The organism is Streptomyces sp. NPDC006743 (genome assembly GCF_040703815.1).
Classification (GTDB): Bacteria; Actinomycetota; Actinomycetes; order Streptomycetales; family Streptomycetaceae; genus Streptomyces.
In genome coordinates, this window is the sequence record NZ_JBEYJA010000072.1 from 1 (window position 1) to 20,594 (window position 20,594).

Consider the following 20,594-nt stretch of genomic DNA (forward strand, 5'->3'; position numbering starts at 1 on the left):
AACTGCAGCTACTCCTCGCGGTATGGACCGGCGCCTGTCCCACCTGTCACCGCGACATGCCAGAACCGATACCAACCTGACCAAGCACTACTAGGCGATGTGCTCATTCCGGCTGGCTCCCTGGCTGCGGCCGGCCCGTGACGCTCGGTTCCGTCCGGCGCGGCGCGCAACATAGACCATGATCGCCGGTTAGCCAAACCGGCGATCGTCGCGACCATTGATGCGTTCGTGCTCGGTCGCGCTCGGCGGCGGAGTTATGGCGAACGCAGTGGGTTACGCCGTCAACTCGCATGGAGAGAAGGGCGTGCCCTCTGCTGCACAGATGACCGTGGTGCCCGTCGCAGAACCGCAACGGCACCTCAGCCGTTGGAGGGTGATGCAAATGCTCTTTGGGACCCGAGGCTTCGCCGGGGCGAGCGGGCAGGTGGCGACTTGACCGTTGGAGGGAGCAATCGACTGCTGACCCCGGAAGAGGTGGCCGAGTGGCTCAGGGTCAGTGAAATTACCGTCAAGAACAAGTACCGGGCATGGGGACTCAAGGCTCAGAAGGTCGGGCGTCTCCTGAGATTCCGTGAGCGCGACATCATCGCCTACCTCGAAGACCACTATGGGTAAAGGCTTCTTGGTCGGCCTCAGGACGCGAAAGGCTCTGTTTGGCTACTGTTTTCCAGCGCTGCAAGTCCGACCCCAAGGTCTCCACCTATCCGTGCACGAAACCCCGGTGCGGTCACCCGTGGACCGTGCGGTATCGCGAGCCCGGCGGCAGGACCGCGCGTCAGCGGGAGAAGACCTTCGACAAGAAGACCGGGCCGAACGGAGCCGACGCCTTCGCCGCAAGGTTCGAGGCCGACAAGGACGAGGGTCTCTATATCGACCCCAACGCGGGAAAGATCACGGTCCGCGCCTACGCCGAGGACTGGCTCGCCCGCCGAATCGTCGCGGAGTCCACGTACGCGAATTACAAGGGCTTCATCGACAACCACCTCATACCGAGGCTCGGTCGCAAGACGATCGCCGGGGTCACGAAGAGGGACATCGAGCACTTCAAGGCGGCCATCGCCAAGGAACTGGCGGCCAGCACGGTCTATGACCGGATGAAGATGGTGAAGCACATCTTCTGGTCCGCGAAGGAGGAGAAGCGGATCCGGGAGGACCCGACCAAGGAGGTGAAGAACGCCCCCGGAAACCATGCGGTGGACGAGGACGAGATTCCCACCTTGGCCGAGGTCCGCCTGCTGCACGAGCACATGTCTCCGCAGTACAAGCTGACCGTGTGGCTCCAGGCCGGGGCCGGCCTTCGAGTCAGCGAGGCCCTGGCCTTCCACGTCGGCTGCCTGCGAAACGACGTAATCCGCATCCGCTGGCAGATCAGCTCGAAGGCTCACCGCGAGGACTGCAAGACGCGCCTCGTCCCCCTCAAGCACCGTGAGGAGGGCGAGTACCGCGACATCCCCGCCGCAGGCTTCCTCTGTGCCGAGATCGACGCCCACGAGCAACTGTGGAAGCCGGTCCCGCTCACCTTCCAGACCGCAGCGGGGAAGACGCGGCAGGTCGAAGTGTTCTTCGCCCCCCGCGAGCGCGGAAAGGGCATCATGCCCACCGCCAATACCTACGCGTACCACTTCAGGAAGGCGTGCGTGGCGGCCGGGCTGGTGGACGCCGAGGGCAAACCGAAGTACCACCCCCACTCGTTGCGGCACTTCTTCGCCTCGACCGCACTGGCGGCCGGCATCCCGATCCACGAGGTCTCGCGCTGGCTCGGCCACAAGTCGATCAAGACCACGGTCGACATCTACGGGCACCTGGTCCCGGAGTCATGGGACCGATGCCGCGACATCATGCAATCCGCCTTCGCGTCCGCAGCCTGAGTGATCGCCCGTGCCGGGTCCGGCCCGCCCCGCCCCCTCGCCGCCGACTCAGTGCTCGCGCGGTGCCTGACGAGGACGTGTCGTTGGTGGTCGACGCCCAGAGCGAGGACCCGGCTGAGGGCGACCTCAGTCCGCAGGCTGACCGGACAGGTTCGTGACGGTCTGGCCGGAGAGGGACTGGGCGATCTGCCAGAGCTGTCCGCCGCGCGAAGCCTTGACGAGAACGGTGTCGCCCGGCCTGATGACCGTGTGAAGGTAGGCAGCGGCGGTCTTGTTGTCGCCCACCATCGCCACCTCGGGTACGCCCGCTGCGCCCGCCGCGAGGGCGAGCTGCTCGGCGAGGTCTCCGCCGACTGCTACGACGAGATCGACTCCGCTCTCAGCCGCGAAGCGGCCGATCTCGCGGTGAGCCTCCACCGCCTCGTCGCCCAGCTCCAGCATTTCTCCGAGTGCGGCGATCCTGCGACCGCCTGCGGCCTGAGCCGTTTCGCCGTCAGCCTCGGTCATCGGCACTCTCCGTCGGGGTCAGGGGCGCGAAGGTGATCGCGCGTCCGGTGTAGGAATGGGACAGGCGACTGAGCGGGACGCGATCGTGCGTCTGGCCCCACGCTGACGGGTCTCGGAAGAGGATCAGCGGGTCGGGGGCGTCCTCGTAGCCGCGAAGGATGACGAGGTGGCCGCCTGAACGGCCGTCCTCGGGGAACTGCTCGGTCACCGACACGATGAGCGGGGCGTCGTCGAGGCGGCCGAGCAGCTCTTGGACGGGTACGGGTTCCGCCACGGCGGGCACTCCCAGCTCCGTGGCCAGGTTCGCGATCCCCGCGTGGAGTGCTCCACGAGGGGTCAGCACTTCGTGCTTCACCGCGAGTTTCAGGAGTTCCGTCACCGTGGGCGCCTCGCACCCGTAGGCGCGCAGGATCATCCTGAGGGATGCCAGGCCGCACGCCCGGTTGGACCATTCGAGCCTGTCTCCGAGCGCCCACCCGCCGTGCAGGTCCCACTCGGCGGGGTCGATGAGCTGTCGGCACATGGGGACTTCGTGGACGCGCGGCACAGCGGCAGGCTCCTACGCAGAGACGGCAGCCTCCCGCGTCAGCGTGGTGCTGGAGAACGCGGGAGTGGGCAGGGGGACATCGTATGGCGGACGGGCCAGAGCCTCGTGCAGCATGGCCAGAACGCAGTCCGTATGCGTGAGTCCGACCATCGCCGCCCCGGCCGCGAAGTTGCTGTCACGCGACATGCCGGGCGTGCTGTTGACCTCCAGCACGTATGCGCCGCCCTCCTCGGTGACGATGAAGTCGATGCGTGCCGAACCGCGCAGCCCGATCCCGTCCCACAGCGTTCGGGCGTCCCTGGCGATTCGGTTCATCGCGACGGGCTCCAGCTCGGCGGCGCGGACGGTGACGGCGCCCTTCGAGTCCACGTCGAGCTTGGTGTCGGCGTCGTAGAACTCGGCATCGGTCGCCTCGGTGGACAGTGGCGGGAAGACGATGACCGAGCCGCCTGGAAGCTCCAGCATGCCCACGGTCACGGGGGTGCCGATCACGTAGTCCTCGACGAGCACTTCGTCGCCGGATTCGCCGGCAGCCTCCGCGAGGGCGCGCGGCAGGTCGGCCGCGTCGCGGACGAGGCTCATGCCCACGCTGGACCCGCCGAAGGGTGGCTTGACCATGACGGCCCGGCTGCCCCAGTTCACCGGGCCGCCGGACCAGACCCGCCAGCCGGGCGTGGGGACACCGAGGGACAGCATGATCCGCTTGCAGAGGATCTTGTCGGCGGCCACCGCGGATGCCTGGACCCCGCTGCCGCAGTAGGGCACGCGAAGGTAGTCGAGCAGTCCCTGGAGACGGCCGTCCTCGCCGTACGGACCGTGCAGGTTCGAGAGGGCCACGTCGTAGCCGACCAGTTCCTTGATGAAGCCGGGCTCCGTGGGGTCCAGCACCTTCCATCGCGCCCCGATCTCGTCGAGCGCCTCGCCCAGGGCGGTCACGGACCGCTGCTCGACGGGGCACTTCGAGTGGTAGAGCCTGTCCTCTGCGGACACGGGTCCGTAGACGAGGGCGACGCCGAGGCCGCGCCGGCCGCGCCCCCACTCACGGAGTTCCTCGGCGGCCTTGCGTGCCGCCTGGGTCGAGCTGGAGTCGAGGAAGACGGTCATGCGAGTACCCCTTCGAAGGTGTAGGTGACCGGCCCGCCTACCCATGCGGCCCGGTTCGGCTGGCGCTCGTGCGGCCGGACGGTGAGAGGCTCACCGGCCCGGTTGTGGACGGTGACCTCGCCCTTGGGGACGAGCCCGCGCATGGTTGCGGCGACGACCGCCGCGACGGCTCCGCTGCCGCAGGAGAGTGTCTCGGCCTCGACGCCGCGCTCGTAGGTGCGGATCTTGAGCGACCGGCCGCCGAGGGGCTGGACGAAGTTGACGTTCGTCCCGAGTGGGGCGACGTTGTCGTGGTACCGGATGGCCCGGCCGACGGTTTCCGTGGCGATGGCGTCCACGTCACTCACGACGGCGACGACGTGCTCGGTGCCGGTGTGCACGCTGTCGAACCACGTCGGCTGACCGTTGATGACCGTCTGCAAGACGCGGGGCTGGATGGAGTTCACCTGAGCCGTGACCCAGACGGACGCCGGATCGACGACGGCCTCGTGCATGACGCCCGCCATGCGCAGCCTGAGGCGCCTCTTCACGTTGAGCCCGTCGTCGTGCTGGGCCGCCCACGCCGCGCAGCGCAGCGCGTTGCCGCACATGGTCGCGATCGAGCCGTCCGCATTGAAGCACCGCACTTCGTACACGGAGGGGCGGTCGTCGGTGACGCGACTGACGACCAGGCCGTCAGCGCCCACGCCGGTTCGCCTGGCGCACAGGCGTTCCGCTTCCTTCGCCCAGGCGGCGTCGTCTCTGGGTTCGGGATTCGTGAACAGGATGAAGTCGTTGCCCGCTCCGTGGATCTTCCGGAAGCGCATGGGCATGGCGAAGCTCCTCGTGGTGGGAGGTGGAGAGGGGTGCGAGGCCCGAGCGTGCGAGATCAGCGGTATGTGACCGGCCGGAAGACGGACCGGCCAGTGCGCATGACGAGAGGAGGGCGTCCGGCGAAGTGCAGGACGCGGGCGGAGCTGCCGGCGGCCCTCATGTCCCGGATGCGCTGGTACTGGTGGCCGAGAAGGAGGAAGTCGCCGATGCGAACGTCCCAGGGCTGCTTGAACTCTTCGACGGTCCCGAAGGGCGGAGGGGGCGGTCCGGGCCGTACTGCGCCGGCCGTCGGTGCGCTTCGGTTTCGATACATGCAGCTCCTCCAGATGCCGCGCAGCAGTGCGCCTCCCATCGCGACGAAGGACGCGATGTGGCGAGTTGCTGGTTACGGGGGCTCATTCCGTTCCCATCAGGTGGCGCTCGACGCGGCTGCGCAGTGCCGGCATGTCGATGTCGGAGAGAGGCCGCCAGGCCGCTGCGCCCATTTCGATCACGGAGGGAAGGACGGCGCCGGAGTGGGCCCGGAAGAAGTAGCGGATGCCGACCCGAAGGCGGCGTCCGTACCTGTGGTGTCCCGGCCCGGTCACGTCGACCAGGAACGGACCTTCGGCGCCGGGTTGTGCCCATACGTCCCGGGTGCCGACCTGCTCGGCCAGCAGGCGCAGGGCCGCCTCGCTCAGAGTGGCGTCCCGCTCCTCCGGCTCGGCCTCGGCGAGTGCGTAGCCGCCCTCGTGCTGCAGGCACAGTACGCGAGCCTGTTCATCGACGACGGCTCCCGTCATCACGAGCGGGCACCGCTGCTCGTGCGTGCAAGCCTGGCGCCGCGAGTGGTCCACCACCGCGTCGTAGACCGGCATCAGAGGCTGTTGTTCGTCGGGGTGTTCGTGGATGTAGTGGGACAGCTCCCGGATGATCTGGTCTTCCCTGACGCTCACGGTGCCCCCAGCTCGTTCCGGGTGGCGTAGACCCACAGGAGCCGGCGCGACAGGTTGGCGAGTTCGCGGAGGTAGAAGAAGGTGCCGAACGTGGGGGTGTCGACGGTCGGGCGGGCCGTGAGATCGATCATCTCCCGCGCCTTGCGGACGAGCTGCTGCACGCCGGGGTCCTCGTCGGCTCCCAAATCCTTGCCGAGGAGCCGACTCAGCTCCCTGGCAAGTCTCGGCACGTAGCAGTCCAACTGCTCACGGGTCGTGGTGCCCAGCCGAAAGCCGAGAGCGGTGTCGGTCAGCGAGGTAATCTCCGCGACGCTGATCTCGACGCCTGCCTCGGGTTCCCCGACCGAATTCCTTGCCTTGCCCGTACTTGCCATCAACATCACTGGCCCCTCCGGAGCACGCCTTTCGCCGTGCCCATAAAGCTAGGAAGAAGGAAGGGCGGGGCTCCAGGAGTGTGCCCATACTTGCCAGACGTTCACCCGAGAGATTCGATGGCTGCCGTGATGAGTTCACGTGCGGCCGGGCCGTGGACGGCAAGTGTGTATAGCTCGCTGAACGTTCTGGCATACATGGCAAGTTCGTGCTTGGCCACGATCGTGAGGTGAGCCGAAACCAGCTCGACGTTCACCGTGTCGTCGTCGTACAGGAAGAAGCCCTCGACGGGCCAGAGGCCCGAGCGGTCGGCGTTCTGGGGGATGATGCCGATGCTCACCGAGGGCAGTGCCATAGCGCTCAGGAGATAGCCGAGCTGGCCCGCCATCACGTCGGTGCCGCCGATGCGGTACCGCAGGGCGCTTTCCTCGAGAAGGATGGCGAACTGGTGAGGCCCGTACACGATCTTCTGTTTCTCCACGCGCACCTTGACGGCCTCTGGCACGTCGTCGACGAGTCCTCGGCGGTCACGAATGGAAGTCAACAGCGCGTTGATATAGGAAGCCGTCTGCACAGGGCCAGGGATGAGCCAAGGCGAGTAAATACGGAATCGCTGGGTGCGCTCCCAGAGCGGAAGAACGGACTTCTGCGCAAACTCCAGACCGTCTCGTTCCATATCGCGCCACTGGACATACATGCCCTCGATGCCGCGGGCGGTCGAGATGAGATCCTCCGCCTCGCCTTCCGCGCCACAGGCCCTGCACCAATCACGAAGGTCGCGCTCCGAGGGGGCACGGGTGCCTCTCTCGAAGCGCGAAGCCTTCGACTCGTGCCAGCCCAGTCTCTGGGCCAGCGCTCGCTTGGTGAGTCCGGCTCCTTCCCGGATCTCGGCGAGGCGTTTCCCGAGCGCCTTGCGGGCTTCCTGGACGCTCGAAGATGGCGATGTCATGTGCGGGGGCGCGGATCAGGCCGTCAGGCCAACTTGAACTCGGCGTGCGGCGTCGCCCGCTTCCACACGGCCTCGAAGGCCGACTCGCAGAGCTTCGCCACCTCCGGGTCTTCCGTCAGCTCCAGCTCCAGCGTCTCACCCTCACCGTCGAAGTGGTTGACGAGGACGAGCGAGGAGTCGAACAGCCAGAAGTCATTGCCCGGAAGGGCGAGGTCGGTGGCGGTCCGCCGCGACAGCCAGCGCACGGATTCGCCGGCAGCGATGTTCAGCCCGTCCGTCACGTCGTACTCGAAGCGGATGTACTCGCTGACCGGCGTGGAGACGATACGGGCACGTCGGACCTCCACGCCTCGCCCGGTCGCCTCCGTGACGATCGCGTGCCAGTCGGCCCAGCGCTCGGCAGGGTCGAAGGTCTGACCGGCCTTCCAGTCGATGAAGGCCGGGTCCGACTTCATGTAGGCGTCGCGCATCTCCAGATGGACGGCAGTCCTCTGGCAGTCACGAAACAGCTCCTCAAACGCCGGGGTCCTCGTCACCCTGCTTCACCTCCTGGAAGAACTGCACCATGCGCCGGGGGATCTCCACCACCGTCTCGTGGCCGGGGATGTCCATCTGCCTCAGCCGCTCGATGTCCTCCACCTTCCACCCCTGCACGAGGTAGGTGTCCTTCTCGTCGTCGAGGTAGACGGTGGGGGAACCGCCGCTGGGGCTCTCTGGGTCCTTACCGAGCTTGATCAGGGCCATGATGACCACCTCCGGTGCCGGTAACGAATGCTGTGCCAGAGCTTGCCCGCACCGTCACGGAGAGGCGAGGAACTTGCCCGAACTTGCCAGGGATCGGCGAGGTGACTTTATGCCGCAGGGCTCAGGGTGACGAGGAGAGGACCGGCCGCCGCACTCCAGAAGTGGCCGGATTCGACCGCCGCCGAGTCGTCGGCGACGAGGCTCTTGTGAACGGAACCGAGGAATGTCTCGCGGAACACTCCGGCCACCGCACTACCTCCGCCGTGTGACCAACTGGCTCACCACCGGACAGTACGCCGCGCCCCGGCAGCGGGCCGGGATACTCGCCACTGCGCATACCCGCCTGCACACCGCCAGCCTCACCGCCGCAGGAGCCCGCCGATGACCGCCGCCCCGACCTCAGGCTTCTCCGCCTTCGCCCTGGAGCCCTTCCCCGAACTCCAGCCGGGCGACGATCTCGCCGGCACCATCACCGGTGTCCTCAGCCGCACCGGCACCGAACTGCAGGACGGGGACATCGTCGTCGTCGCCAGCAAGGCCGTGTCCGTGGCGGAGAAGCGGTACGTCGACCTGGCCGACGTCACCCCCGGCCCCGAGGCCCTCGCCCTGTCCGCCAAGACGGGCAAGCCCGCCGAGATCGTGCAACTGATCCTCGACTCCTCCACCGAGCACTTCCTGGCCACCGAAAAGGGGCCGATCACCGCCCGCCACACGCTCGGCTACCAGCTCACCTCCGCTGCGATCGACCGGGCCGGCACCGAAGGCGCCTGGCTGCTGCCCGCAGACCCCGACGCTTCCGCCCGCTCCCTGCGCGACGCCCTGACTACCTATTCCGGCGCCACCGTGGCCGTGGTCATCGCGGACTCCGACGGCCGGGCTGACCGCCGCGGCGCCACCGTCATCTCCATCGGCGCGGCAGGCGTGGCGCCCCTGCGGGTGACGGAGCACGGCGGCCAACGGCAGGAGGAGACCTTCACCGACCTCATCGCCGCGGCAGCCGGGATCATCCTCGGCCAGCGCGGCCGTGGCGCCCCGGTCGCGGTCCTACGCGGCATCTCCTACGACTCCAGCGACGAGGGCGTGGCCGCGATGCTCCACCACCAGACCCCGTGCTGGGATGGTGCTGGGATGACCGGCTCGAAAGAGTCGTTTCCGCAGGTGACAGCGCTGGGTCAGACGTTCCGCTTCAACGTCTAATACGTTCGGCGAAAGGCCGTCTGACCTGCGCAGGAGCGGGTTGGGCGGCCTTCGCGGTCCGCGGAGTGTCCGTGGCGTGCTGGATGGGTCCGGCACGCGGGGGAGCGGCTGCGCCGCTTCGCCGGCCTGCGGCTGGTCATCGGCGGAAGGGTCCGCGTACGCCTTGTCGACGGCGGCCCGGTCCGCTCCTCGGAGTCGGGCCACACGGGGGTGCGGTCGCGGCGACGACCGGCACGAGGCCCTTGTATCGGGCGGTTGTCTCCTGTACGTCACAGGGCTTGTTGCCGCGATCTTGCGTCCGAAGTGACGGGCGTGCTCCTTGCCGCCGAGGTCGCGGTAGCGGGCCCACCGATTACCGTCGGGCCGCTTCCGGATGCTGGCGCAGCGGCGTCCCCTTCGTGTTTGTGGTGGGACCGTGGTCCGTGCAGAACTGCCAGTGGGCGATGGGCAGCCGGGGGCGGGCGGGGAGGGGCATGCAGACGCGGCGGGGATCCGAGCGGCGCCGCTATACTCGCGCGTACTTGCATCGGTGACACAAGGGGGGTCCGGCTGTGCGCATCAGTCTGGTCTGTGTTGACGGCTCGGAGGACCTTTCCTCGCTCCAGGACGCTGTCAACCGGCAGGTCGGCAGGCCGGACTTCACGGCCGAGATCATCAAGAGGCCCAGCGCGCCAGGGGACATGGGCCTGCTGGACGAGGGACTCGCGTTCGCCTCTCAGCACCCGAAGGTGATCGAAGAAGCACTCACCGCCTTCCTCATCTGGCTGGAGGCGCGTCTCGGGCGGACCAGCACCTGGACCGTGTCCAACGGCAGGCGCACCGTGCGGGTGGAGGCGACGAAGCTCGACCGACGCATGCGGGAGTCCATCGCGGAGCTTCTGAAGGACGCTGACGAGGAAGTGACAGACCGACCGGGCAGCTGAGTCCGTCCGGAAGAGGGCCGTTGATGACCAGCCAGCCCAGACCGTTCGACCCGCAGCGATCCCGTGCCGTGCTCATCGGCTGCCACGAGTACTCGCACAGCCCGGGGCTGGACAACCTGCCCTCGGTCCTGCACAGCCTCGACGCCGTAAGCGATCTGCTGCAGAGCTGGGGCCTCCCCAGTCGCAACTGTGTGCGGCTCAGCTCCCAGAACGGGCCGTTGCGACCCGACGACGTCCTCATGGCGCTGGAGAACACGGCGGCGCGTTCTCCGGAGCAGATGGACCTCTTCCTGGTCTACTTCTCAGGACACGGTTACCCCCTCGGCGAGCAAGGGCTCCACCTGGCGCTGAGTCACACGACGTCGGTGGAGACGAAGAGCGGCAGCCTGGCCTTCAGCGACGTCGCCCACACCCTGCAAGCCGCGAAGTTCCCTGCCGATCACGTCATCGTGATCCTCGACTGCTGCCATGCCGGCGCGGCGATCGACCACGTCCGCGCCGAACTGCAGCAGCCCGGGGCGGTGGAGAAGGTCGCCCTGCTGGTCGCCGCCGACAAGGACAAGCTGGCCAGATCGCCGGTGGAGGACGGTCCCAGCTTCTTCACCAACGCGCTGGTCAGGGCCGTCACCGAACTGGCTCCGCCGAAAGACTCCCACCTGAGCCTCGACACTCTCGGTCTCCTGATCAAGAAGCAGGCCGAAGACCACAACAGCAACCTCGGACTCGTCGACGCCGACAAGTACGTACCTGAACCGCTCCTGTCGCCCGGCGGGATCCGGCACATGCCCTGGCTTCCCAACCTGGCGCCGAAGGCCGTGGCCACCGCCACCACCGGACCAGAGCCCGCCCAGGGTTCCCCGGCCGCGGCGCCGAAGGAGGCCGGCGCCAAGCCTGCCCAGCAGGAGTCTCCCGCTCCCACGGGGCTGAAGTGGCCCTGGGACTACCGGCGGACCGGCCGTCCGGTCCTTCCCCGGCCGAAGCAGTTCGCCCTGCTCCAGGACCGTTCCCGGTCCGGTGCCGTGGTGCCGGTGACCGGGGAACCGGGCGTGGGGAAGAAGGTCCTCACCGAGAGCTTTCTGGGCGCACCCGAAGGTGTGCGCACCGCCCTGCCCCAGGACCCTTACGTACTGCGGCTCGACCTTGACCTGATCCGGTACGACAGTCCGGTCCCGGCCCTGCGGTCGCTGCAACTCGCCCTGGGAGTGACCAGGGACGACACCACCAACCTGGAACTGACCACCGCGCACTTCGCCGACGCCCGTGAGCGCGCGGTGGCGGAACTCGCCCGTCGCGCCGACGGCCGGCCGATGGTCCTGTACATCACCCTCCGCGCCACCAGGACCGACCTGCGCAAGGTCTACGAGGACCTGGAACTGCTGCTCGCCTACCCGCTGTTCCGGGATGCACTGGTCCTGCTGGTCGCGGCCCGCAACGCGGGAGGCGTGACCGGCAACGGCCAACTGATACCTGTCGCGGCGGTGCCCGTACCCGGCCTGGAGCGGGGGGAGGCCGCCGAACTCATCCGTCAGCTTCTGGACGAGCACGGCATCACCGGCCCGGATCCGGACGAAGCGCTGCGGCTGGCCGGCGACGACACGATAACCCTTCGTCCGGTGGTGCTGATGCAGGCCGTCGCCGCCCTGGGGGCGCGTATGAGTCTCCTCAACGAGCAGCCGGACAGCGCCGGCCTCGGCAAGGAGATCAGGCGGGCGACCCACTACGTGATCGAGCCGGTGCTGATCGAATCCGGCTGCCGGCTCCGGGAGGGGTCCGAGCCAGGCGCTCTCGCCATTCTGCTGGCCTGGGTCCAGCTGGGCGCGCCCCCACTTGTGGTGGACGAACTGCCGGTCGCACTGAAGCCCCTCCAGGGGGTCGTGGACTGGCTGCGGACATCCGGAGTCCTGGTGGACACTGTCCCCGGCGGTAGCCCGCTGGAGGTGACGGTCGGCTCGGTGGCCCAGGACGCGCTCCGGGAAATCCGCAGACGGCTCCAGTTCTCCCCCCACGACCGGTACGGGGAGAACCGGGTTCCCGACGTGCTTCTCGGCGCTGTGCAGGTCGACGAGGCGGAGGTCGACCAGCTCATCGGCAAGGCGTCTGCGGATCTGCTCGCCCACATGCATCAGTTCGGCGCGCGGCAGAGCCCGGAACTGGCCGGCCCCCCCGCGGACCACAGCCGGCGAGCAGCTGACGAGTTCCAGACGGTGGGCGTCCTGGAACGTGCCCTCAACGAACTGGACGAACTGGAGTTCCCGGGCCTTTCGCGGTCACGCCTCGCGGAATGGTCCGAGACGCGGTCCATCCTCATCACCCACCTGCTGGCGCAGTCCGTCGACACCCCTTTCCTTCCGGTCGACCTGAAGGAGACCCAGGCCGGTCTGGGCCGGCTGCGGAGCAAGTCGCCGATCCGTACCCGGGGCGCGTTCCCTGCCGTCCAGCTCGGCATCGCACAGCTCAACGTGCTCTCGCGCCTGCCCGCCCACACGCCGGGGATGCGCGAGAACCTGTCGGAGGCCCTGCTTCATCTCGAGGAAGAGCTCCGCCGGACGCAGGGCATCGACCACACCGAGATCAACACGCTGGACCGCCTCACTCTGCTCTGCGCGCGGCAACTGGACGCCGTTGAGGAGGTCTGCGAGTTCCGGACCTACGTGCTGGACCGACTCGCCGACGACTTCAGCCTCGACTTCCGAGCGGGGCACGTGAGCAGGGTCCTCGCCCTGGCCGGCTGGGGTCTGCAGACGGTTCAGCTCACCGACGACCACGACGTCCTGCGGCGGATCGCTCGGTCGGTGGCGCTGCTGATCGACAGTATCGACGACTCGATCAAGGCGTCGCCGAGTGACGGGCTCGCGCGTCTGTGCCATCAGTTGCATCTGCTCGAGGCGCGCGTCGGTGACGCCCCGGAGAGGAAGGCCTGGCACCTGGTCGAAGCCATCCGGATCATGACGGAGTCCGCCCAAGTGGGCATGGGGCAGCAGTTCGAGGAGACGCTGGAAGCCGTCATCGGCCAGAAGACGGCCGCGGCGACACTCGGATGCCTGATGAAACACCTCCTGACCTATGACCCGCACGGCCCCGCGGAGGGCCTGGTCCCGGTCACCCGCTGGCGGGCGGCCAGCCAGGTGATGAACTCCCTCATCTCGGCACGTTCCTCGCTGCTCCGGAGGGATTGGCTGGAGGTGCTGGGAGACATCGAGGCGTCCGGCTCGCTGGTTCCGGGGTCGGACAGGGACGAGTGGATCTTCAGGGCGCTCCTCCTCACAGCCGGTGTCCTCGACAAGGAGTCCCTGGGTATGCACCGGGAGGTGCTGAGGGACTTGCGTGAGGTGAAGGCCGGCCTGGACCGGTCGCTGGACGCCGACCCGGACTGGATGGTGCTGCGCAGCTGGCTCACAGTGACCACCATGCTGTCCCAGCGGGTCTGGTCCGAGTCACTGCGGGACGCCGCGGGCCCGGCGTTCAGGAGGTGGACGGCCGCGGTCGGGCGGGCCGCCGACAAGAGGGAGCCCGGCACTTGGTCCGTACTCGTGGGCCAGGAACTGCTCGCCGAGACGGACTCCCCGCTCGTCCTGCCGTGGCCGTGCCCTCTGGCTTCGGTGCCGGAGCCAGAGCTCGAGCAGAAGTTGCGTGCCGTTCACGCGGCCCGTCAGGCCAGGGTGCGGTCGTTCGCCGAGAGTTATGGGGAGTCCAACACCTGGTTCAGGGCGCACCACTCCCTGGAACGCCGCTTCCTGCACGAGCTGGCTGCGATCTCCGGGAGAGAGATCCCGAACGGGACGTTCCGCCAAATCTACTCCGTGACCGAAGGACGGCAGCCACCACCGCAGTACGAGTTCCTGACGATCAAGGCCAAGGACGACATGGCCGCCTGGAACTTCGCCGACGCCGCCCGGAGGACGGATCCCAGGCGCAAGGTCATGCCTGAGTACAAGAGGCGGGAATTGCTTCTGCTGCGCGCGGACGCCCTGCTCCGGGCAGGACTGTGGAGGACCGGCCCCGGACCGCAGCGGAGCCGCCTCCTGGAGACCGCGCACCGGGAGCTCGCGGAGTCTGCGAAGTCTGCGCCGGGACACTGGGGCGAGGTGCTGCGCCTCCGTGCGGCGTGCGCGTTCAGCCCGTCGCCGGATCCCTCACTGACGGGGATCCCCGCTGAGCTGGACAGCCTGCTCACCTCGGCGGAACAGGCCGGCTTCTTGCAGCTTGCGGCAGCGCTGACGGATCTGGGTCAGGCCACCACGGAAAGCGAACGCAGCTCCTGCACCGCTGCCTTGACCGACCTCGGCGCCACGGTTGAGACGGTGCGGCAACTGGCCCTCTTCCATCTGGAGCAGGCGGAACGGCTGTGCGACTTTGTTCCCCTTCCGCGGAAACCCCGGGAACCGGGGGATTCCTGGCTCACCTTTCCGGCTACAGCGGAGAGCAAAGAGCTCGTGAGGAACCGCCTCGTACGGGCATGGGCCTGCCTCAACGCGGCGGTATGGCTCGACCCGGGTGACTGGGAGAGCCGGGTCGCTCTCGCGCTGTCCCAGGGCCGTGTCCTGGCGCTCGCCCACCTGGTGTGGGGAGAGTACGCCGCCCAAGCACTCGAGTTGGACCAGGGGTATACCGGCTCCTGCGCCGACCTGGGGCGCACGCTGCTGGACTTCGTGGCGGACCACACCGTGAACGACGGGCGGCTCAGCGTGAAGAGGCTGCGCAGCACCTTCGGCTAGTGGCCGGCCGGCCACTTCGCCGGGCCCGGCAGACACACGGGCCGAACAGGGGCCGACTCTCCGGGGTCGGTCTCTTGGCTTTTCCCGACCGTCCACCGGATCAGCTTCCGTCCTCGTCGTCCTTGTCGTCCTCGCCCTGTCCTCGAGCCGCGGCGGGACGGTGCGGGCTGTGCGAGGTGTCCCAGAAGGAGGGAGGTGTCATGACGTCACCCTCCTCTGTCTCCCACCGGCCCTGGTCCCTTGCACCTGCGGCGCTCTCAGCAGCCCCCGGTGTGAAGGAGCCCGCGTCCGCGTCGCCGTACGGCGAGCCTTCGGGTGCCCGGAAGCGTGGCGGCCGGGGCTCCGAGGTGTCTTCCTGGTCCGAGAGACCGTTCTCCGGTTCCTCGTCTCCGCCCTCGTCGGGTACCGGGAAAAGAGCCCTCCTGATCTCGTCCGCTGCCTCGTCCAGCCCGGCCGCTTCCAGACTCCGCACCACACGGTGCACGAACACGGTGTACTCGTCCATGCCCGGCTTCAGACCCACTGCCGCCAGCAACAGCAGCAGCCGATCCGCAACCCCTACTTCCTCCTCGCGGTCGAAAGGCCCTGACCCTCCTCCCTGGCCGTGTCCGTCCCACAGTGGACCACCGACGGTCGCTTCCCTGTGTGTGTCCACGGGCGGAACGAGCAGGTGACGGAAGAGTTCGGGCACCTCCTCGTCGTTGGCCGCCGCCGCGATCTGGGCGAGCGGGCCGATCATGTCGACCGCTCTCTCGATGTCGTCCTCGTGCCGGGCCAGCCACCACACCACGGCGCTGCCCGCGCTTTTGAGTACGTCGTCACCGAGATAGCGTCGCTTGTTGCGCTCGTGCTGACGCTCGTACTCCCAGACCTCCTCGTCCTTGCGAAGGTCGTTCAACTTCCGCAGGCGCTCGCGGTCGGCGGGGGCGAGGGCCAGCGTGACGTCGGCCGCCAGCGCCTTCACCCGACCGCTCCGATCCGGGAGCGGGACGCCCAGCTCCCCTTCCAGCAGATACCGCGCGAAGCTCGCTCGGCAGGGCTCTTCGTGGCGGACCACCTCCAGAGCCCTGCCGATGACCGAGGACACGGCCAGGGCCGGGGAAGCCCCGTCGGCCCGGTCGGTGACCGGTCTCCACCACACGGTGGCGGAGAAGAGGAAGTCGTAGCCGCGCGCCGCACTCGGCAGCGCCGCGTCGACCACTCGGGTCTCCTGGTAGGGCTGCTCCGTCGGCGCTGCGGGTGGCTCAGGCTCTGCGGGCTCCTCCTGGTCGGCCGGCGTACGGCCACCACTGAGGACCGTCATCACGAGCAGCAGGGAGCCCGAAGTCGTGACCATGGACATGAAGCCCCATAGCCACGCCGACCAGTGCAGGAGGTTTCCGAGCATGGCCGGTGCCAGGCCGCAGAGGGCGACGCACAGCAACGTCGGCAAACGGTGTCTCATCGTGCCTCTTCCGTGGTCCGTGGTCCGCCGCCCGTGCGCTCCGTATCCTCGTTGCGGGCGTACTGGGCATGGTCGATGTGCTGCCAGAAGAGGGCGGCGACGGCCGCCCGGGAGGAGGAGTGGCGCGTGGTTCCCGCCCAGTCGCAGGCGATGGCGTACAGGCGGTGGAGAGCCGCCGCCCGCCCGCGCGTCGCCCCGACCATCACGCCCAGCGCCATCTCTCGGGTGCTGTCGCCCGCCGCGGCGGTGAGCCAGCTGCTCACCAGCGGGTTCCAGAGTTCCGTCGGCGGTTGGGAGAAGACCGTTTCCCACCCCAGGGACAGGACCGGCCACGGGGGCGGTTCCGGTGCGCGATCGCTCCCCAGCAGCTCTGTGAGCAGCTGAAGGTGGATCTCCCTTGCGTGGGGCTCGCGACGCATCCGGTTCCGCAAGCGGTCGATCAGCAGCCGGTGGATTCGGTGGTCGCGGCCGGCGAGGTCGAGGAGTGCCTCCCGGGCCTCGTCCGCCGCCTTCCCCTGCCGGACGGCGAGGTAGTGGAGACGCACCATCGCCAGTTCCGGGCGCGTCGCGCCGAGACTCTGGCGACAGACGGCGGTCAGGACGCGGACGAGACCGTCCGACAAAGGGCCGGACCTCACGCACTCATAGGTCCGGCTGCGGAACCATCCTCCGAATCTCTCATGGCCGAGACCGACTTCGAGGGCCGCCAGAGCTCGCGGGTCGCAAGACATCCCGGTCGTGCTGTCAGCCCAGCGGACCACAAGGTCGAAGAGATGGTCGGGCCGTTCGGCGGCCAGGGACCGCTCGCCGAAGCGCACGACGACATTCATCCGGTCGTCGGTGGTCAGACCGCGAAGCCCGGCGGCATCGCCGATCCAGTCCCTGAACTCATCGCGCATTCCGGGAAAGTTCGCCCAGAAATACGTCCGTACCGCGTCGGCGTAGGCCAGCCGCTCGAAACGGAGCCGACCGTCCGGGTGCCGTTCGATTCCGAGCGTCGCCAACCGCTGCCCGAAGTCGGTCCGCGCCAGCTCGCTCGTCGCCTGTTCCTCGTGCCCCACCGTGCTCATCAGGCTGTGCCACGCTTCGTAGACCGTGTCGGCTCGTGCCTCTTCGAGCATCGCCGTGGCGAGCAGCAGGGCGCGCTCGGGCACGGTGAGGACCGTGGTCATCTGCCGACCCACTTCATCGGCCCGGTCGGTCACCGCGTGCATCGCCTGGTCGAGCCATCCCGCGAAGTCGGAGCCGAACCGGCCGCTGTCGCGAGCGGCCCTCACCAGCCCGGCGAGCCGTGCCAATTCCCGCATGGGGGAGCGGTCACACAGGCGCCGGAGATCGGCGCTTGCCAGCTCCCCGGAGCGGAATGCCATCCGGTCCATCCGGAGGTGCCGGGTGACGACGGCGACGCCCCGGGGACGCCCCAGCGTCACCGTGTGTGGTTCGAGGGCCGGGGCGTGGAGGTGCTCCATGCCCGACGGAAGGACGACGACCATGTGGGCCCCCGCCTCCTGGACCTGTGACCTGTGCACAGCCAGGCGACGCTGCGCCTTGGCGTACGCGTCCTCGTCGACGATCCCGGAAAGGTCGAGGAGGAAGCGGTCCCCCTCACGGGGGGCGAGATGCTCCTCATCGTCAGTGTCTTCGTCCTTGGCCGTGATGGGCAGGTCCTCGAACCGGACCCCCTCCTCGTCGGCGCCGCCGTCCTCACCGAGTCCGTGCAGCAGCATGATCGCCGCGGCGCGGCGGCCGCTGCCGGGCGGAGCCTTCAGCAGCGCCACCGATCCGGGCTTCTCGATGCGCTCGGCCGCCTCGCGGTAGCCCGCCGGCCGAACGAACCGGTCGGCCAGGTGCATCCGGTCCTCGCGATCGATCCGGAGGGACTCGACCCCTTTGCGGATCATCCAGTCCGCGCCGACGCCGTAAAAGACGTACTGGGGCCCCACCCCGTTGTTCACCGGACCACTCGGATCGTTGACGGTGACGCGGTCCTGCTCGGTCATCGTCCGTCGTCCGAGCGTCGGCGCTCGCGCTCGAAGCGCTGGTGGACCGTACCGCTGTTGTCACCCGCCGTGAACTGGACCCCGGTGTTGTCCCCCTCGAAGTGGGGCGCGTTGTACTGGTGACCCCGACCGGTGTTCACGGGGCCCCGCGGTTCGTTGACGAAGGTGCCGGACAGATCTCCGTTGAGGTTTCCGATGCCACCACGCACGCGCTGTTCGACGTCGCGCGTCCGCATTCTTGTGTGCCCAGCGTCCTTGGCCGACTTCTTGCGGGGCTTCGCCTTTGCTCGTTCCCGGGCCACGCGGGCGTCGCGGTCCGCCGTGCCCAAGTCGGGGAGCAGTCGAGCGAGGGCGTCACCGAGCGCCGCCAGGTCCGGCCCGGCGTTGCGGTGGTCGAACCGCCTGTACTGGCAGTCCGCCAGCTCTCGCAGGTCGTCCGGGAGGACGGCGGGGTCGATCCGCGTGGCCTTTCCGACGAGCACGGGGATCACCAGGATCCCGCGGTCGAGTGCGGTCCGGATCTCACGACGGGTCCAGTCCTGCTCGGTTTCGAGGGCGGCGCGGCCATCGGTTCCCCGCACCTCCGACCAGCGGGGACCGATCACGGCGAGGAGCGCCTGGCACTCCTCCACCGCCCTGACCAGCTCCGCCGGGTAGCGGTGTCCGGGCTCGATCGAATCGCTGGCGAAGAAGATCCGTTCGCCGCCGAACCGCCGGGCAAGCTCCCGAGCGATCATGGTCGCAGCGGATTCCTCGTCGCCTGTGCGGTAGTTGACAAAGACGTCAGGCATGAACATTCCCTTCGTGGGAGGAAGACGGGGGTGAAGGGCCCTTGCGCGGTGGCCGCAGGTCGGCGTTCCGAGACTCCGCCCTGCCTGTGCCATGGAGTCCTGGTCGCGTGAGGTACGGCCCGCCCACGGAGCGTGCAGGAATGGGAGTGCGGCCACTCGGCGGGTCACTGGTATCGGGCAGCCCGAAGAAGCCGAGAGCACGCTTCGACGCGTCGGTCCGGGCCAGCGGGTGCCACCAGGACCGTGTGGGGGCCGGGGGACGCAGGGACCGGGCGGCTCGAGCCGGCCTCGGCCGCGGAGTCGGTGTCAGTCGTGGGAGGGGGCGAGTACCCGTGCCAGTGCCGGTTGCAGATCGTGCACGGCCCGGCTGCTCCGGAACCGGGAAAGTTCGCGCGCCAGGCGCCGGACGTCGCTGTTCACTGTCGCCGAGGGCACGGCCGGCATCACTTCGAGGAGTTCCCCGGCGATCGTGCACGCGTGCTCGACCTCGCCGGAGGCTGCGTGAGCCAAGGACCTGCGGAAGCCGTACCTGGCACGGGTTCGCAGCGCGTGTGGCGGAAGGCGGCGGCACTCCTGGTCGAGGACCTCGGCGGCGGCCTTGGGGCGACCGAGGTCGTACAGGCATCAGCCGGTCGTCATCGCTGCCGGATCGCGCACGTGGGTGGTACCGATCACGGGCTCGGGGCCGTTGTGGGCGTTGTCGCCGTCGAGTAGTTCCCGCGCTTTGGCGAGGCTGCGGAGGCAGTCACGTTCGGCGCCGACGAGCGCGTGTCCCTGAGCCTCCCGCTGCGCGGCTAGTCCGCGGATGCGCGGCGGGAGTTCTTCGCTCTGAGCCCGACGGGCCAGGGCGACGGTGCCTGCGGCGTCCCCGGCGTAGAGCGTCACCAGAGCGCGTCGCACGAGCGCGTAGGTGCCCAGGTGCGGATCGCCGCCGAGCCGCGCGAGTTCGGCGGCCTCCTCGGTCCAGCCGAGCGCCGCGCCACTGTCCCCGGCTTCCTGGGCCATCCAGCCGGTGAACTCCGCGAAGCGCGACGCGAGCTGGAGCGCGGGGGCCCGCCTGGCGGACGGGGCGTCGGCGGCCAGCCCGACGACCGTACGCGTCTGCGTCTCCAGGAGCGGAAGCAGGACTTTCGGTGCGGTGGACTGGCCGAGCGTTCGCAACTGGTCGAACTGCGCGCGGAAGGACGACAGGAGGGGATCGGTGGCGAAGGGCGCCTGACAGCCGAGTTTCAGACCGAGATCGAGCAACGCTCCCGTGCCCGCCGAGAGAACCGTCCGACGTGCGACAGCCCAGAGGCTCGGGACGGCAGAGGCTTCGGTGGTGCCCGAGTCGGTCTCGGCGCGGACCACCAGGCGTTGTAACTCGCCGTTCGCCCCGAGGAAGGCGTCGCACCGCCGGGCCAGTTCGGCAGATGCGGAACGCTCACCGCGCTCGACCTTGCTCAGGTACCCCTTGTCGTAGTTGAGCGCCACGGAGAACTCGGTCAGAGTCAGTCCCGCTTCCTGTCGTAGGCGGCGAAGTTCTGGGCCGAAACGCATGTGTGCACTCATGGTTACCCTCCCCCTCGATCAGCCGACAAGTGAGGTGAACACTCTTTGTAACGGCATGATCTCGCTGCGTTTTCATAGGGAAGTCTGGCACGAGACGGGCCTCGTGAGCGGGGGTTCGCCAGGGTTGCCCGTTG

At 68.6% G+C, this 20,594-nt stretch carries 17 protein-coding genes and 1 pseudogene; 5 read left to right on the forward strand and 13 right to left on the reverse strand.

Features of this window, described 5'->3' with window-relative positions:
- The first annotated feature begins 228 nt into the window (after positions 1-228).
- Positions 229-615 carry a helix-turn-helix domain-containing protein gene (locus ABZ719_RS34180; RefSeq protein WP_366729052.1) on the forward strand — a complete coding sequence of 129 codons (387 nt, stop codon included), beginning with the start codon at positions 229-231 and terminating at the stop codon, positions 613-615.
- 38 nt (positions 616-653) lie between these two features.
- Positions 654-1,868, forward strand: a complete 1,215-nt coding sequence (locus ABZ719_RS34185) for a tyrosine-type recombinase/integrase (protein ID WP_366729053.1) — start codon at positions 654-656, stop codon at positions 1,866-1,868.
- Between the two features lie 126 nt (positions 1,869-1,994).
- Here ABZ719_RS34185 and ABZ719_RS34190 read toward each other — a convergent pair whose 3' ends face one another.
- The 9 genes from ABZ719_RS34190 to ABZ719_RS34230 form a co-directional block, all read right to left on the reverse strand.
- Positions 1,995-2,375 carry a UDP-N-acetylmuramoylalanyl-D-glutamate--2,6-diaminopimelate ligase gene (locus ABZ719_RS34190; RefSeq protein WP_366729054.1) on the reverse strand — a complete coding sequence of 127 codons (381 nt, stop codon included), beginning with the start codon at positions 2,373-2,375 and terminating at the stop codon, positions 1,995-1,997.
- Positions 2,362-2,898: a C39 family peptidase gene (locus ABZ719_RS34195; protein ID WP_366729055.1), complete on the reverse strand. Its 537-nt coding sequence runs from the start codon at positions 2,896-2,898 to the stop codon at positions 2,362-2,364. Before ABZ719_RS34195 ends, ABZ719_RS34190 begins: the two co-directional genes overlap by 14 nt.
- A 36-nt stretch (positions 2,899-2,934) precedes the next feature.
- A complete protein-coding gene (locus ABZ719_RS34200) occupies positions 2,935-4,026 on the reverse strand; it encodes an ATP-grasp domain-containing protein (RefSeq protein ID WP_366729056.1) in 1,092 nt (363 codons plus the stop codon).
- Complete coding sequence (dapF, locus tag ABZ719_RS34205) at positions 4,023-4,838, reverse strand: diaminopimelate epimerase (protein WP_366729057.1); 816 nt, start codon at positions 4,836-4,838, stop codon at positions 4,023-4,025. The genes ABZ719_RS34200 and dapF overlap by 4 nt, the downstream gene beginning before the upstream one ends.
- A 396-nt stretch (positions 4,839-5,234) precedes the next feature.
- Positions 5,235-5,774, reverse strand: coding sequence for an NUDIX hydrolase (locus tag ABZ719_RS34210; protein WP_366729058.1), 540 nt, complete (start codon positions 5,772-5,774; stop codon positions 5,235-5,237).
- Complete coding sequence (locus ABZ719_RS34215) at positions 5,771-6,154, reverse strand: hypothetical protein (protein WP_366729059.1); 384 nt, start codon at positions 6,152-6,154, stop codon at positions 5,771-5,773. Before ABZ719_RS34215 ends, ABZ719_RS34210 begins: the two co-directional genes overlap by 4 nt.
- A 95-nt stretch (positions 6,155-6,249) precedes the next feature.
- Positions 6,250-7,095: a helix-turn-helix transcriptional regulator gene (locus ABZ719_RS34220; protein ID WP_366729060.1), complete on the reverse strand. Its 846-nt coding sequence runs from the start codon at positions 7,093-7,095 to the stop codon at positions 6,250-6,252.
- Positions 7,096-7,118: 23 nt separating this feature from the next.
- Positions 7,119-7,631: a DUF6879 family protein gene (locus tag ABZ719_RS34225; RefSeq protein ID WP_366729061.1), complete on the reverse strand. Its 513-nt coding sequence runs from the start codon at positions 7,629-7,631 to the stop codon at positions 7,119-7,121.
- Positions 7,609-7,839, reverse strand: coding sequence for a hypothetical protein (locus tag ABZ719_RS34230; protein ID WP_366729062.1), 231 nt, complete (start codon positions 7,837-7,839; stop codon positions 7,609-7,611). Before ABZ719_RS34230 ends, ABZ719_RS34225 begins: the two co-directional genes overlap by 23 nt.
- A gap of 381 nt (positions 7,840-8,220) precedes the next feature.
- Here ABZ719_RS34230 and ABZ719_RS34235 point away from each other — a divergent pair, with 381 nt between their 5' ends.
- The 3 genes from ABZ719_RS34235 (at position 8,221) to ABZ719_RS34245 (ending at position 14,674) form a co-directional block, all read left to right on the forward strand.
- On the forward strand, positions 8,221-9,036 hold the full coding sequence (locus tag ABZ719_RS34235) for a coenzyme F420-0:L-glutamate ligase (RefSeq protein WP_366729063.1): 816 nt from the start codon (positions 8,221-8,223) through the stop codon (positions 9,034-9,036).
- Positions 9,037-9,587: 551 nt separating this feature from the next.
- On the forward strand, positions 9,588-9,959 hold the full coding sequence (locus tag ABZ719_RS34240) for a hypothetical protein (protein WP_366729064.1): 372 nt from the start codon (positions 9,588-9,590) through the stop codon (positions 9,957-9,959).
- Positions 9,960-9,982: 23 nt separating this feature from the next.
- Positions 9,983-14,674: a caspase family protein gene (locus ABZ719_RS34245; RefSeq protein ID WP_366729065.1), complete on the forward strand. Its 4,692-nt coding sequence runs from the start codon at positions 9,983-9,985 to the stop codon at positions 14,672-14,674.
- A gap of 100 nt (positions 14,675-14,774) precedes the next feature.
- Here ABZ719_RS34245 and ABZ719_RS34250 read toward each other — a convergent pair whose 3' ends face one another.
- From ABZ719_RS34250 to ABZ719_RS34265, 4 genes and pseudogenes are all read right to left on the reverse strand, one after another.
- On the reverse strand, positions 14,775-16,118 hold the full coding sequence (locus ABZ719_RS34250) for a hypothetical protein (protein ID WP_366729066.1): 1,344 nt from the start codon (positions 16,116-16,118) through the stop codon (positions 14,775-14,777).
- Entirely contained in the window at positions 16,115-18,118 is a 2,004-nt protein-coding gene (locus ABZ719_RS34255) for a hypothetical protein (protein ID WP_366729067.1), read from the reverse strand. Before ABZ719_RS34255 ends, ABZ719_RS34250 begins: the two co-directional genes overlap by 4 nt.
- Positions 18,115-18,909, reverse strand: a complete 795-nt coding sequence (locus ABZ719_RS34260) for a toll/interleukin-1 receptor domain-containing protein (protein WP_366729068.1) — start codon at positions 18,907-18,909, stop codon at positions 18,115-18,117. The genes ABZ719_RS34255 and ABZ719_RS34260 overlap by 4 nt, the downstream gene beginning before the upstream one ends.
- Before the next feature lie 306 nt (positions 18,910-19,215).
- A pseudogene (locus ABZ719_RS34265) lies at positions 19,216-20,460 on the reverse strand (helix-turn-helix transcriptional regulator).
- Positions 20,461-20,594: the final 134 nt, after the last annotated feature.

What these genes read in the sequence shown, in the direction of transcription:
- ABZ719_RS34230 (WP_366729062.1), bottom strand. Translation starts at nt 7,839, where the DNA reads ATGGCCCTGATCAAGCTCGGTAAGGACCCAGAGAGCCCCAGCGGCGGT.
- ABZ719_RS34245 (WP_366729065.1), top strand. Translation starts at nt 9,983, where the DNA reads ATGACCAGCCAGCCCAGACCGTTCGACCCGCAGCGATCCCGTGCCGTG.
- ABZ719_RS34250 (WP_366729066.1), bottom strand. Translation starts at nt 16,118, where the DNA reads ATGAGACACCGTTTGCCGACGTTGCTGTGCGTCGCCCTCTGCGGCCTG.
- ABZ719_RS34190 (WP_366729054.1), bottom strand. Translation starts at nt 2,375, where the DNA reads ATGACCGAGGCTGACGGCGAAACGGCTCAGGCCGCAGGCGGTCGCAGG.
- ABZ719_RS34195 (WP_366729055.1), bottom strand. Translation starts at nt 2,898, where the DNA reads ATGTGCCGACAGCTCATCGACCCCGCCGAGTGGGACCTGCACGGCGGG.
- ABZ719_RS34220 (WP_366729060.1), bottom strand. Translation starts at nt 7,095, where the DNA reads ATGACATCGCCATCTTCGAGCGTCCAGGAAGCCCGCAAGGCGCTCGGG.
- ABZ719_RS34235 (WP_366729063.1), top strand. Translation starts at nt 8,221, where the DNA reads ATGACCGCCGCCCCGACCTCAGGCTTCTCCGCCTTCGCCCTGGAGCCC.
- ABZ719_RS34215 (WP_366729059.1), bottom strand. Translation starts at nt 6,154, where the DNA reads ATGTTGATGGCAAGTACGGGCAAGGCAAGGAATTCGGTCGGGGAACCC.
- ABZ719_RS34260 (WP_366729068.1), bottom strand. Translation starts at nt 18,909, where the DNA reads ATGCCTGACGTCTTTGTCAACTACCGCACAGGCGACGAGGAATCCGCT.
- dapF (WP_366729057.1), bottom strand. Translation starts at nt 4,838, where the DNA reads ATGCCCATGCGCTTCCGGAAGATCCACGGAGCGGGCAACGACTTCATC.
- ABZ719_RS34255 (WP_366729067.1), bottom strand. Translation starts at nt 18,118, where the DNA reads ATGACCGAGCAGGACCGCGTCACCGTCAACGATCCGAGTGGTCCGGTG.
- ABZ719_RS34200 (WP_366729056.1), bottom strand. Translation starts at nt 4,026, where the DNA reads ATGACCGTCTTCCTCGACTCCAGCTCGACCCAGGCGGCACGCAAGGCC.